The following is a 13,385-nucleotide window of genomic DNA, read 5'->3' as shown; positions in this document are numbered from 1 at the left end:
GACTCGAATACAAAAGTTAACGGGCTATTTAGCAAATTTCCCTTGAAAGCGTTTAATATATCGCTCCATAGCGTCCACAGGCACCGCTTTACTAGACAAAAAACCTTGATAAAAGGTACAGCCCTGCTGCCTTAAAAACTCTAGCTGTTGACGAGTTTCTACCCCTTCTGCGGTCACGGTAAAGCCGAGATGGCTAGCCAAGTCAATCACCGCATCCACAATAGCCATATCGCGACTATCGCGAGGAATGTCGCGAATAAACGAGCGGTCAATTTTGAGCTCATCCACTGGCAAACGTTTTAAATAACTTAAAGACGAGTAACCTGCGCCAAAATCATCAATGGAAAAGCGCAAACCCAGTTCTTTTAACTGCTCCATCTTGCGAATGGTATCTTCGGCATGGCCCAGTACCACAGATTCCGTCACCTCTAAATTAAGCATCGCGCTGTCAATATGGTAACGCGACATCAACTCTTCAACTCGTTCGGCAAATTCCGGATGATGAAATTGCTTGGCACTCACATTGACCGACAACTCAGGTAACAACAAACCCATGTTTTGCCATTTATCCATGTACTTACAGCTTTGCTCAAGCACCCACATACCAATATCGATGATTAAATCCGACTCTTCGGCAATCGGAATAAACTCGGTTGGCGAAACTAAGCTTTTGCCTTCTGGTTGCCAGCGTACCAAGGCCTCTGCCCCTACTAACTCGCCCGTTGCCACCATGTGCTGAGGTTGGAAATACAATAACAGTTCTTGGTTAGCCAAGGCGCTTCGCAGCGAGTTATGCATTTGCAAACGTTTATCGGCCTGACGTTGCATCGCATCATCAAAAAAGATAACGGTGCGCCGTCCTGCCGATTTCGCCTGATACATCGCGGTATCGGCTTGTTTTAATAGATCTTCTGCAGTTTGTCCCTTGCCGGGGAACAGAGTAATACCCACGCTGGCACCAATATGCAGAAACTGGTCGTCAAAGGGATAGGGGCTAGAAATGGTTTCAATTAGGCGTTTACCCACAATGTTGGCTTGTTGCTCGGCATGCGGCGGGCTGTCACCTAAATCCGCCAATAACAAAACAAATTCATCCCCGCCTAAACGTGCCAGCAAATCCCCTTCGCGAATTAAGCCCTGTAAACGGCTTGCCACCTGCTGCAATATCCAGTCCCCGGCGGCATGACCTAAAGAGTCATTAATATTCTTAAAATGGTCGAGATCGATAAACAGCAAGGCGCCAATCACGTGCTGCTTTTTCGCCCGGTTAAAACAACTAGCCAACTCTTCTCGCAGTTTACGTCGGTTAGGCAGGCCGGTTAGCTCGTCAAAATATGCCAAATGTTGAATTTGTTGCTCGCTAGCGATAGTGGCCGAGATATCTTGCAGATAAAGCACGTAATGTGACAGCTCTTGACTGGCGTTATATACCGCCGTCATGGTTTCTTGTTGAGTATAGCTTTGGCCGTTTTTACGTAGCCGCTGAACTTCTGCTTGATACCGCAGACTACCATCGCTGGCCTTTTTCAGCTGAGGCGCGGGGTTGGTAAATAAATCCCCTAATAGCTGCCCTAACACCTCATTTTGTTGGTAGCCAGTGATATGAGTGAAAGCCTTATTGACTTTAACAATCCGATAATTAGCATCGCTAATCACCATACCTTCACTACTCTCAAAGGCCACTGCAGCCAAACTTAAGGCTTCGGTTTGCTGAAGCTTAAACAGCTCGCTATTTAAGCGCGCTAAAAAGGGAGCTAACAACGCAGTTAGCGTTTGTTCAGCCACTTCCGCTTGAGTAAAACTCAGAGCCAGATAGGCTCGCACGCCGTCACTTTGCTGAATTTGATGCGCCCAAAAACCATGCAGTGGCTGAGCAATTTCGGGCTGAACACTCGCGTAATCGGGGTAATCTTCAGCTAAGTTATGACTGCACAATACTGTAGCGTGGCGCATGTTTGCCAACAGACGAGGAGAAACCGGGCTTAACTTACCTTTGATAAATTGACCATTTCGCCAATAACGAATGCAGGGTAAAGCAGGGGTGCGCGCATCTAAATGAGCGATATAAGCTTCACAAGCACCTGAATACTCGGCCAACAATTCCAGTAGTCGCTCAAAAAAACCATCGCTCGGTTGAGTTGCTAAGGCGAGCGCTAGCTCTGATAAGACGGCAGAGAACTGAGCTGGCGTAAACTGAGAGTCCAAGGCGGGTATCTGAGGTTTAGCGTCATGCATATTAATAAATGTTAAAGCAAGTCGTCCTTGAGCTTATTATTTAAACCGTTGTTATTAACACCAACCACATGTTATTCATTCCAATGTGCCGAATATCCCTGCCAGTTTCAAGACATTTTAAGCATTTTATAATACTTTTTTCTGTGTCTTCACATTCGTTGATAGAAGCGCAAATTAGTCGTCATAAATAGTGATCTAGCGCTGGTTTTTTATTTTTTAAAGACGTATTCTGAAATTGAAATAATTACTGAATAGTCTTTGGGAGGCTTATGATTATTGATATTACCAGCAAAACCGTTTCTATCACCCCAAGCATTCGTGAGCACATCGCCACGCGTTTTCAAAAACTAGAAAAAAACCAAATTCCGCTCATTTCGCCGAAAGTAATTATCACCACCGACAATAAGAAGGTAAAAGTCGAAGCCAAAATTAACTTGCCAAATGGACAACTGTTTGCCAGCGACGAACATCAAGACTTAACAGTTGCGATTAACAATTTGGGGCAAAAGCTGGAACGCCAGCTACATCGCTTCCAGGAAAAGCCGAATGCCCACCGAGCAAGTCGCTCAGGAAAAGATTTCCTACGTCAACCCGAAGAAGCGGATGACAACGAAGTCAGTTCAGATGATGAACAAGCCGCATAAGCTTAACTAAATAAAGTAATACCAAGCCACTATTCGCTTGGTATTACTTGACTTTAGGATGATTGCTTTTTAGTCTGATACCATGAAACTATTCCACTTCCGATTTTTGTTTGTTTTCTTTTTTACTCCACCCTTTTAGGGAGGCGGACGGAATAGGTGTAAAAACGAAAACACATAGAATCCATAAAGCCTCCTTCTTAGGGGGCTTTTTTGTTAACAGGGAAAATACACAACATGGCAGATCTTGAGCAAATCCGAACAAAAATAACCGAGCTCGACCAATCGCTATTAACGCTGCTAACGGAGCGGCGCCAACTCAGTGTTGAAGTTGCTAAAAGCAAAATTGAAACCCCCAAAGCGATTCGCGATCAAGAACGCGAACAAGCCTTGCTGGTTAAGCTTATCACCAAGGGCCGTGAACTAGGCCTAGATGCCCATTATGTGACCCAGCTATTTCATACCATCATTGAAGATTCGGTGCTTTCGCAGCAAGCCTTCTTACAGGGCATTACCAACCCCGGTGAACAAGCCCAAGCGGTGCGTGTTGCCTTCTTAGGCAATAGAGGTTCTTACAGTAATATTGCCACTCACCAGTATTTTTCTCGCCATAAGAAGCAAATCGTAGAATTCGGCTGCAGTGGCTTTCAAGACATTGTAGATACGGTTGAATCGGGACAAGCCGACTACGGCATGTTACCCATCGAAAACACTAGTTCGGGCAGCATTAACGAGGTGTATGACGTTCTACAACACACCAGTTTATCCATTGTTGGTGAGTTATCGATAGCCATCGACCACTGCATTCTGGCTCACCCAAAAGCCAAACTAGAAAACATCACCACACTTTATGCCCACCCGCAACCCTATGCTCAATGTGGCTTATATCTGCGCACCTTAACCAATACTCGCTTTGATTTTGTGGATAGTTCATCGAAAGCCATGGAAATAGTCGCCAATAGTGAAGATTTAACCATCGGTGCTATTGGCAGTAAGGTGGGTGGCGAAATGTATGGCTTACAAGCCTTGAAAACCGACATTGCCAACCAACAACAAAACTTTACCCGCTTCATCGTTGTATCGAGAAAACCAGTTGAGGTTGCTGAGCAGGTTCCCGCCAGAACCACCTTTATTATGTCTACCGCCCAACAACCCGGCTCCTTAGTGGAAGCGTTGCTGGTATTGCGCGAACACGACATTAATATGAGTAAATTGGAGTCGCGGCCGGTGCAAGGCAATCCTTGGGAAGAAATGTTTTACGTTGATGTATCAGCCAATGTTAAATCGGCGCAAATGCAATCCGCCTTAGCCGAACTAACTCGCCTGACTCGCTATATTAAGGTTCTGGGATGCTACCCTAGTGAAAATGTTGACCCAACCCAAATCCCTGTGGAAGCCTTAGCCCAGCAACACCAAGTCACTCAAAATAGCCCTAGCTTAATCAATACTGTTCAGGCCGATGGCGCTCTGTCTAGCCGCAGCCATAAAAAAACCTCAACCGTGGTGAGAGTGGCCGATGTAAAAATAGGTGATGGTGGCTTTGTGACTTTTGCTGGTCCCAGCGCGGTAGAATCAGAGCGACAAATCATGCAATCTGCCGCTGCCGCAAAAGAAAGTGGCGCTTCAGTGCTCGCCGCAGGATGTTATAAACCGCGTAATTCGCCCTATAGCTTCCAAGGTTTGGGCGAAGAAGGCCTAGGCTACCTAAATGCCGCGGGTAAAAAATACCGCCTGCCCACAATGACCGAAGTCAGCTCAGTAGAACAAGTCGCGAGCCTAGCAGCCAAAGTCGACATACTACATGTTCGCTCGCAGCACATGAAAAACTACAACCTACTTAAAGAGCTCGGTAAGTCGACTCGCCCGGTGCTGCTTGAACGCAACAACATGGCTTCGTTAGAAGAATGGTTAAAGGCAGCCGATTACATTCTGGCCCAAGGCAACCAACAGGTTATCCTTTGCGAAGCAGGAGTGAGAACCCTAGATGGCAAAAACAAAACTACTTTGGATTTAGGTGCGATTAGCTTACTGCGTGAACGCACTCATTTACCAATAGTGGTTAACCCAGTGGAAGCCCTTGAAGAATTAAGCTCAATTGCCCCCATGGCCAAAGCGGCGAAACTGCTTGGTGCCGATGGCATTGTACTCTGCACTCACCCCTCGCCTAGCGATGCCAGCTTAGATGGGGATAAATCGCTCAGCTTCAATCAGTTACAAAGTCTCATGGCCGAGCTTTATTAAGCCATAGCCAGGAAACAAAAAACCCAGCAAATGTGCTGGGTTTTTATTAACGAAGCTTCTTAGAAACGACCTCGGCCACCGCCGAAGCCTCCCATGCCACCCGGAGGCATCATGCCTTTCATTTGGCTCATCATCTTACGCATACCGCCTTTACCCGACATTTTCTTCATCATTTTCTGCATCTGGGTAAACTGCTTAAGCAATTTATTCACATCTTGAATTTGCGTGCCCGAGCCCGCAGCAATGCGACGTTTACGTGAACCCTTAATGATTTCAGGGCGCTGGCGTTCGCCAGGAGTCATTGAGTTGATAATCGCTTCCATTTGATTGGTTAGCTTATCATTCATTTGATCTTTAACACTGTCGGGCACCTGTCCCATACCGGGCAATTTATCCATCATGCCCATCATGCCGCCCATGTTTTTCATTTGCACCAATTGCTCACGAAAATCTTCTAAATCGAAGCCTTTACCTTTTTGAACCTTTTGTGCCAGCTTTTGCGCTTGCGCTTTATCAACCTTACGTTCAACTTCTTCGATCAACGACAGCACATCGCCCATGCCCAAAATACGTGAGGCGATACGGTCGGGATGGAAAGGTTCAAGGGCATCGGTTTTTTCGCCCACACCCATAAATTTGATAGGTTTGCCAGTGATATGACGAATCGATAAGGCGGCACCACCACGCGCATCACCGTCGGTTTTGGTTAAAATAACCCCGGTTAATGGCAGTGCTTGGTTAAATGCTTGAGCCGTATTGGCAGCATCTTGACCAGTCATGGCATCAACTACAAACAGGGTTTCAACCGGATTAACCGCTTTATGCAGCGCCTTAATTTCGTCCATCATGTCTTCATCAACATGCAAACGACCAGCGGTATCCACCAATAGCACATCGGCAAACTGCTTCTTAGCTTCGCTAATCGCACCATTTACAATATCCACTGGATTTTGCTGATCCGAGCTGGGGAAGAAAATAACGTCTACTTCAGTGGCTAAAGTTTCTAGCTGCTTGATCGCAGCAGGGCGGTAAACGTCAGCGCTCACCACCATTACTTTTTTCTTTTCACGCTCTTTTAAGTACTTAGCTAGTTTGGCGACAGAGGTGGTTTTACCCGCACCTTGCAAGCCAGCCATCATCACCACTGCGGGAGGCTGAACGGCTAGGTTTAAGCTCTCGTTCGACTCGCCCATGGCGGCTTCCAGCTCTTGCTGAACAATTTTAACAAAGACCTGGCCTGGGCTAAGGCTTTTGTTAACCTCTTGACCCAGCGCACGCTCTTTTACTTTTTTAACAAACTCACGAACTACCGACAAAGCCACATCGGCTTCGAGTAAGGCCATGCGCACTTCGCGCAGGGTATCTTTAATATTGTCTTCAGTTAGTCGGCCACGGCCACTGATATTTTTTAAGGTTTTCGAGAGTCGATCAGATAAGTTTTCAAACATGCTTTTTCCTGTTGATCAATAGCGAGCAGTGTTTAGCCGCCACATTATACCGAAGCGCCGATATTCTAAAAGCTAATTCTAGCCCTGACTGTTTAGGGCTTGTATACTGAGTCCAAAGATTCAGTAAGTTAGCTCAAATGATGAATGTATTGGTATTCCCTACCACCGTTTTCTATCTGTTAGCCGCCTATGTCTGCATTAGCGGCTTGCTCAATAAACAAAGTGCAGCCAATAAATGGTTATGGTTAAGTGCTGGCTGCGCCATGCTATTACATGCCGTATGGGAATTCGAACATCTATTTCTAGCTCAGGGACAAGATTTAAGTATTTTTAATGTCGCCGGCCTAGTCAGCTTGCTGATTGCGATTACCGTCACCAGCCTAACCAAACCCTTTAAGCTCTGGTTTGTATTACCAGTGGTTTATCTATTTGCGATTATTAGCATGCTGCTAGCGGTATTGATCCCTAGCGATTACATTATTCATCTAGAACTTAAACCTCAGGTACTGATCCACATTAGTGTGGCGTTGGCGGCCTTTACTGTATTAATGATTGCCAGCTTGTATGCGCTACAAATGGCCTATTTAGATTGGACCTTAAAACGCCATAAACCTGGCGCCATCCACCCTGCGATGCCTTCATTAATGGGTTTGGAAAAACAACTATTCATGCTGATTCGAGTGGGTTGGATTTTGCTGAGCGTTTCGCTGTTCAGTGGTTTTATTTTCTTAACCGACTTTTTCGCTCATGGGCGCGGCCACAAAGCCATCTTTAGTTTAATCGCGTGGGCCATTTATTCGTGTTTACTGTGGGGTCACCATTATCGCGGCTGGCGCGGCAAAACAGTGGTGATAATGACGGTAATTGGGTCTATCTTGCTAAGTTTGGCCTATTTCGGCTCACGCTTTGTTAAGGAAATTATACTCAGTTAAAATCATACCTTGACAGGCCTTTAAGGCTACATATAAATTAAACCGGTTACATTAATCAAGGATTCTCCTGCTTGGACGACATATCGACGGGTAGCTTACTACTACTCTTATTGTTCCTCATTATTTGTTCTGCTTTTTTCTCTAGCTCCGAAACTGGGATGATGTCGCTGAATCGCTATCGTCTTCGTCATTTGGTTAATACCAAACATAAAGCGGCCCAACGTGTAGACAAATTACTTAACCGCCCCGATCGACTGATTGGGCTTATTCTTATTGGCAACAATCTGGTTAATATTTTAGCCTCAGCCATCGCCACCATTATAGGCTTGCGCTTATTTGGTGATGTTGGGGTAGCTATTGCCACCTTGGCGCTGACTTTCGTGATCCTTATTTTCGCTGAAGTGACCCCGAAAACCATGGCGGCCTTATATCCAGAACGCATCGCTTTTCCTGCTTCTTTGCTATTAAGACCATTAATGAAGCTGCTTTTTCCCGCCATTTGGCTAACCAATGGCGTCACCAATGGTCTACTGCGTATACTGGGTGTTAATCCTAACAATAAAGATGGTGAGGCGCTTAATCCAGAAGAACTACGCACCGTGGTGGATGAAGCAGGGGCGTTGATCCCTAAACGCCACCAAGACATGTTGCTGAGCATTCTTGACCTTGAAAAAGTCACAGTTGACGACATCATGATCCCTCGCAATGAAATTGCCGCCATCGATATCAACGATGACTGGGAAACCATACTTCGCCAACTCACTCAAAGCACCCATACTAAAATTTTGTTGTATCGCGATAACATCGATGATTCAGTGGGCTTTGTTCATTCTCGTGATGCACTGCGACTATTATCGCGTGAGCAGTTTGATAAAACCTCCATGCTACGTGCAGCCAAAGAGATCTACTTCATTCCAGAGGGAACGCCGCTTAACGTACAACTATTGAAGTTTCAGCGACGTAAAGAGCGCATTGGTTTAATTGTTGATGAGTACGGTGACATTCAAGGTTTGGTCACCCTAGAAGATATTCTAGAAGAAATTGTCGGTGATTTTACCACCAGCATGGCACCAGCCCCGAGCGAAGAAATCCACCCACAAATCGATGGTAGTTACCTTATCGAGGGGGCGGTGAATATTCGTGACTTAAACAAAGAAATGAGTTGGAGCTTGCCTACCGATGGGCCGAAAACCCTTAACGGACTTATTATTGAATATTTGGAAGACATTCCGGATAGCAATTTATGCCTACGCTTAGCCGGTTATCCAATAGAGATCGTCGAAATCGAAAACAATACCGTGAGCTTAGCTAGAGTGATGCCCGCCTTCTATAGCAAGCCTAAAGGCAGAAGTTTATAAGCGCTTAAGTCACCGAAAAGCAATAAAAAAGCCAGCATCACGCTGGCTTTTTATCAATATAATCAAAAAATTATAGCTTACCCAAAATCTCTTCCGATAAACCTAAATCTTCATTTTTGTTGACGCTAATGCCGCGTTCAATAACGGTTTTAGCAATACTCTTAGCTTCTTCTAAAGAATGCATGGTATAAGTACCACACTGATACTCATTAAGTTCTGGAATATCATTTTGGCTAGCTACCGCCAGTACATCTTGCATAGAGGCCAACCAAGCATCAGCCACCTGTTGCTCGCTAGGGCTGCCGATTAAGCTCATATAAAAACCAGTGCGACAACCCATTGGCGAAATATCGATAATCTCTACCGAATCAGAATTCAAATGTTGGCGCATAAAACCCGCATATAAGTGCTCTAGGGTATGGATCCCCTTCTCTGACAAAATCTCTTCATTAGGCACACAATAGCGTAAATCAAATACCGTAATCGTATCCTTGTTAGGCGTAGCCATGGTTTTAGCCACTCGAACTGCCGGTGCGTGCATACGAGTATGGTCAACGGTAAAACTGTCTAATAAGGGCATGCTGTTCTCTCTTTGTTTGCCTCTAGCAACAGAGGCTTAATTAATTGGCTATATTCAAGCAAATAATAGCCGCCATAGCCAGCTACTATCTAAATCATCTTTGCATTTATTATATTGCGCCGCGTAACGCTTGGCTCGCTGGTCAACCGTGCCTGCCACCTTAACCAACCACTGTTTGTTTCGATAAGTGCCACGTTTATAGCCACCCCAGCCCTCGTGGTAATTCAAATACTGATTGCGCGCATCCCACTTGGAGACACCATTTATTTTATGGGTTTTATTGGTAAACCAGCCCATGAAATCCATGGCATCGTCGAAGTCGGAGCGAGAGGACCAAGAATTGCCGGTCTCTCTCACGTAATCATCCCACGTGAGGGTTTTGGCTTGGCTATAGCCATAAGCACTACTAGCTCGCCCCACCGGAATGAAACCAAACCAGTATTGCATCGGCGGTCGAGCGTTATGCTTAAAGCTAGATTCTTGGTACATCATCGCCATGGGCACGTGTACCGGAGTTCCCCACTTCTTATTCATTCGCTTGGCGGCTTTGTACCAGTCGCGCTTCTCTTCAAAGATCCGACATAGGTTTTCCGGCTCTTTTGGCGGCTTACTGCTGCAGCCGCTTAACCATAATAAACTGAAACAAACCAAGGCTAGCTTGGCAAGCTGAATAGTAACTGCATTGCTACTTCTTCGCATTTTCAAAATACTTCACTAAAAAACCATCAAAATCGATGTCATCACTGGCTTCAATCGCTGCTTGGTCGATGAAGCTTTGCTCTGCCATCTCAGTAAAGTCTTGATTTTGCCAGTTAATTAGCTTGTGACCAAGCATCTCTTCACGATACTGTGCAGCCCATTGCAGGCCAAGACTGCTATTGTCTTGCGCTTTGGATTTAAGTAGCTCTAATATTTTGGCGGAATAGGTCGTATTGTTACTGACACTACTGATTGCCTCCTCTAGCGCAACACTGAAATCAGCTTGCGGACGATGTAGGTCGAGTAACTCAGCAGCAGAGCGCATATACTCAAACAGCTGTTCAACATGTTCACTGAGAGGACGAGTTTGCCCGGCTATGTCTAACAACAACCCAGGTTTACGGCCTTCTATTGCCACCCGATTGAAGTTACTGCGACTAAGTTGCAGTTCACTCTGGCACATTTGCGGCGAATCCATCAATAAACAGGCTAACAGTAAGCTGTCTATTACTCTGACCTGATGCTCGGTAACCCCCTCAGCACAAAACGGGTTCACATCCAGCGCACGAATCTCAATATATTCGATACCTTCGGCAGCTAAAGCTTGTGAGGGCGTTTGATTAGACTTGGCCACACGTTTAGCACGGATTGGGGCATACAGCTCATTCTCAATTTGCAATATATTGGCATTAAGCTGGCGGTATTCACCGTCCACCTTCACGCCAATCTTGGCAAACTCTTCTGAGTGACTATTTACCGCCGTACGCACGCTGTTTACATATTCACTAACGCTGTTGTAGTTAATTTGTAAGGCACTCTGTGCCGAGCTGGTATACCCCAAATCACTTAAACGTAACGAAGTAGCATAAGGTAAATACAAGGTCCCCTTGCCCATACGCTCAAAAGGTAACTGACTTTCTGCGGCATTTAAGAAAGACTGACATAAGGCGGGAGAAGCACCGAATAAATAAGCAACCAGCCAGCCATAGCGATAAAAGTTACGGATTAAGTCCATATAACGCTGAGAGATATAGTCGCTTAAGGGCTGTTGGTTGCCTTCTACTTGCTGCAACTGTTGCCAAAACGATTGCGGCAAAGAGAAGTTATAATGCACGCCTGAAATCACCTGCATGGCGCTACCATAACGATGACGCAAACCCTGTCGATATACATGCTTCATTTTGCCGATGTTTGAATCGCCAAACTTAGCTAACACAATATCCTGCTCATTACCGATGTAACAAGGCATACTCAAAGGCCAAAGGCGCTGGCCGTCCAAGTGCTTTAATGTGGCATGGTGAATATCTTTTAAGCGCGACAGTAACTGCTCCACGCTGTCTGATACCGGAGTAATAAACTCCAATAAGGTTTCAGCGTAATCAGTAGTGATAAGAGGGTGGGTTAACGCGGCTCCTAACGCCTTTGGGTGATCATTAGTGGCGAACTTTCCCTGCTCACAAATACGTAAAGCTTCACGTTCGATACCACGTTTAATACCAAGTACACCGGTATCTGCCAATGCTGCGCTGAGTTGCGTCAGCCGTGTCGTAATTTGTTGAGTCAATGTAAACTCACTATTTTAAAAATGAAGCGGAATGTGGCAAAGCATAACGAGTTAAGTCTGGTTTTGCCACCGTTCTAATAGCTAGTTATAAAGCTATTTCCTGTAGTGGCAGCGCTAAGCGCTGTAATTGCGGCAGCAAACTCTGTTTGTCCCCTACCACCACAATAATCATTTGCTCTGGTGACAAATATTTTGCCGCCAGTTGCGCCAGCTCAGACTGACTAATAGTAGCAATAATCTGATTCTGCTCGGCGACAAACTCTGGCGCCAAATCAAATTGTAACATTTGCATTAAAAACGAAGCCTTTTGCGCTGGCGTCGCATAGGCTAAAGCCTCTTGCTGAGATACTGCATTACGCATATAGGCCAGCTCATCTTGATTAGGGCCAGTTTTCGCATACGCGTCTAGCTCACTCAGCAACTGGTTAATCGCATCGGCAGTAGCGTCTTGGCGAACATCAGTGGAAATAATAAAACTGCCACTGTCTCTAAAGCCAGAAAAACCGCTGTTTACTCCGTAGGTAAAACCTTTGTCTTCGCGTAAATTCATATTTATTCGGCTGTTAAAGTTACCGCCAAAATTAAAGTTCATCAAATTCGCTTTAAAGTACTCACCGCTGGCATCATAGGGCATGGCTAAACGCCCTATTCTTAATACCGACTGTACCGCGCCAGGCTTATCCAACAAGTAAATGGTATGGCCCTTGGCTGAATCCCCAGGAACAAACTGCGGTCTGGCTTGCGCTTTGCCCTGCCACTGAGCTTGCAGAGGCGCTAAAGCCGCCAGCACTTCTGTTTGCTCTAGGTTACTCACTACTACTAACTGACTTCCTTGAGGCCGATAATGACTTTCCCAAAACTGTTTTACATCATCTAAAGTAAGGCTGGCGACACTCTCGCGACTACCATAGCTGGAGGTGGCTAAACGACTATTCTCCCCATAGATCAGCCGCTGACTGGCGATGCTGGCCAGCCAAGACGGTTGGTTAAACTTCTGCTCAATACTCTGCAGTAGTTGGGCTTTTTCACGCTCAAACTCCAGCTCATCAAAGGCAGGACTTAATAAGCGTTGCTGCAAAATAGCTAAGCTCTGGGCTAAGTTTTCGCTCAGTGAAGTCAGGCTAATGGTTTGACTATACAGCCCTGCACTAAAGCTCATCGAGGTGCCAAGCTCGGCCAACTGATCAGACAAATCGGCAGCCTTGGTTTGCAAGCTACTTTGCATCAATATTTGCCCAGTGAGCTTGGCCAGCCCTTCTTTACCTTGCGGCTCAGATAAACTTCCGCCAGGTAGGCTAAATTGCAGGGTCACGGTTGGCGTAGCCTGTTCAGAAGTCGCCAAAATTTGCAAACCGTTGCTCAACTGAGCTTGCCATAAAGCAGGCAATTTAACCGTGGGAGCGGGTCCGGAAGGCGGTTCAACACTGCGGTCAAAATCATCCTCAATCTGAGGAATGGCTAGCTCAGCAGGCGAGACCGAACTCGCCTCGGGTAGCTGTCGAGGTGTTGGCTGGTAATTATCATTCGCGGCTAATAACTGACGCTGCCCTGTAGGAACCACACTCATCACCACTCTAGGCTTATTTAAGATGTAATGCCGATACGCCTGTTGCACCTGTTGTTCACTGACCTTGTCAAACTGAGCCAGAACTTGGCGAACAAATAAAGGATCACCAAAGAAGGTTTC

10 protein-coding genes and 1 other annotated feature are annotated in these 13,385 nt (G+C 45.8%); of the genes, 4 read left to right on the top strand and 6 right to left on the bottom strand.

Going from position 1 to position 13,385, the window contains the following annotated elements; genetic code table 11:
* Window positions 1-24: 24 nt before the first annotated feature.
* Window positions 25-2,235, bottom strand: coding sequence for a putative bifunctional diguanylate cyclase/phosphodiesterase (locus ACQY6Q_RS17975; protein WP_427983550.1), 2,211 nt, complete (start codon window positions 2,233-2,235; stop codon window positions 25-27).
* A gap of 269 nt (window positions 2,236-2,504) precedes the next feature.
* Here ACQY6Q_RS17975 and hpf point away from each other — a divergent pair, with 269 nt between their 5' ends.
* Both hpf and aroF read left to right on the top strand, forming a co-directional pair.
* Complete coding sequence (gene hpf / locus ACQY6Q_RS17970) at window positions 2,505-2,879, top strand: ribosome hibernation-promoting factor, HPF/YfiA family (RefSeq protein WP_055732329.1); 375 nt, start codon at window positions 2,505-2,507, stop codon at window positions 2,877-2,879.
* Between the two features lie 86 nt (window positions 2,880-2,965).
* Window positions 2,966-3,094: a sequence feature (Phe leader region), on the top strand.
* A gap of 19 nt (window positions 3,095-3,113) precedes the next feature.
* The gene (aroF, locus tag ACQY6Q_RS17965; RefSeq protein WP_427983549.1) at window positions 3,114-5,117 is read left to right on the top strand and encodes a 3-deoxy-7-phosphoheptulonate synthase; all 2,004 of its coding nucleotides are present in this window, start codon (window positions 3,114-3,116) and stop codon (window positions 5,115-5,117) included.
* Between the two features lie 59 nt (window positions 5,118-5,176).
* Here the strand turns inward: aroF and ffh are convergent, their stop codons facing one another.
* The gene (gene ffh, locus ACQY6Q_RS17960) at window positions 5,177-6,565 is read right to left on the bottom strand and encodes a signal recognition particle protein (RefSeq protein WP_427983548.1); all 1,389 of its coding nucleotides are present in this window, start codon (window positions 6,563-6,565) and stop codon (window positions 5,177-5,179) included.
* Window positions 6,566-6,702: 137 nt separating this feature from the next.
* On the opposite strand from ffh, the gene ACQY6Q_RS17955 reads away from it, so the two are divergent.
* Together ACQY6Q_RS17955 and ACQY6Q_RS17950 are read left to right on the top strand one after the other, a co-directional pair.
* Window positions 6,703-7,497 carry a cytochrome C assembly family protein gene (locus tag ACQY6Q_RS17955; protein ID WP_427983547.1) on the top strand — a complete coding sequence of 265 codons (795 nt, stop codon included), beginning with the start codon at window positions 6,703-6,705 and terminating at the stop codon, window positions 7,495-7,497.
* A 71-nt stretch (window positions 7,498-7,568) separates the two neighbouring features.
* Complete coding sequence (locus tag ACQY6Q_RS17950) at window positions 7,569-8,855, top strand: HlyC/CorC family transporter (protein WP_427983546.1); 1,287 nt, start codon at window positions 7,569-7,571, stop codon at window positions 8,853-8,855.
* A 70-nt stretch (window positions 8,856-8,925) separates the two neighbouring features.
* On the opposite strand, the gene luxS is transcribed toward ACQY6Q_RS17950, so the two are convergent.
* The 4 genes from luxS to ACQY6Q_RS17930 all read right to left on the bottom strand — a co-directional run.
* A complete protein-coding gene (gene luxS, locus ACQY6Q_RS17945) occupies window positions 8,926-9,435 on the bottom strand; it encodes an S-ribosylhomocysteine lyase (RefSeq protein ID WP_427983545.1) in 510 nt (169 codons plus the stop codon).
* 54 nt (window positions 9,436-9,489) lie between these two features.
* Complete coding sequence (locus ACQY6Q_RS17940) at window positions 9,490-10,134, bottom strand: hypothetical protein (RefSeq protein ID WP_427983544.1); 645 nt, start codon at window positions 10,132-10,134, stop codon at window positions 9,490-9,492.
* A complete protein-coding gene (gene gshA / locus ACQY6Q_RS17935; RefSeq protein ID WP_427983542.1) occupies window positions 10,121-11,698 on the bottom strand; it encodes a glutamate--cysteine ligase in 1,578 nt (525 codons plus the stop codon). The genes ACQY6Q_RS17940 and gshA overlap by 14 nt, the downstream gene beginning before the upstream one ends.
* An 85-nt stretch (window positions 11,699-11,783) precedes the next feature.
* Window positions 11,784-13,385: M16 family metallopeptidase (locus ACQY6Q_RS17930; RefSeq protein ID WP_427983541.1), on the bottom strand; the 1,602-nt coding region annotated here is incomplete at its 5' end.

The organism is Agarivorans sp. (assembly GCF_050295395.1).
In the GTDB taxonomy this organism is placed as follows: Bacteria; Pseudomonadota; Gammaproteobacteria; order Enterobacterales; family Celerinatantimonadaceae; genus Agarivorans.
Note: the sequence above shows the minus strand (reverse complement) of the source record. Positions and strands in the feature narration are given on the sequence as shown.

What these genes read in the sequence shown, in the direction of transcription:
- hpf (WP_055732329.1), top strand. Translation starts at nt 2,505, where the DNA reads ATGATTATTGATATTACCAGCAAAACCGTTTCTATCACCCCAAGCATT.
- ACQY6Q_RS17975 (WP_427983550.1), bottom strand. Translation starts at nt 2,235, where the DNA reads ATGCATGACGCTAAACCTCAGATACCCGCCTTGGACTCTCAGTTTACG.
- ACQY6Q_RS17940 (WP_427983544.1), bottom strand. Translation starts at nt 10,134, where the DNA reads ATGCGAAGAAGTAGCAATGCAGTTACTATTCAGCTTGCCAAGCTAGCC.
- ACQY6Q_RS17955 (WP_427983547.1), top strand. Translation starts at nt 6,703, where the DNA reads ATGATGAATGTATTGGTATTCCCTACCACCGTTTTCTATCTGTTAGCC.
- luxS (WP_427983545.1), bottom strand. Translation starts at nt 9,435, where the DNA reads ATGCCCTTATTAGACAGTTTTACCGTTGACCATACTCGTATGCACGCA.
- ffh (WP_427983548.1), bottom strand. Translation starts at nt 6,565, where the DNA reads ATGTTTGAAAACTTATCTGATCGACTCTCGAAAACCTTAAAAAATATC.
- aroF (WP_427983549.1), top strand. Translation starts at nt 3,114, where the DNA reads ATGGCAGATCTTGAGCAAATCCGAACAAAAATAACCGAGCTCGACCAA.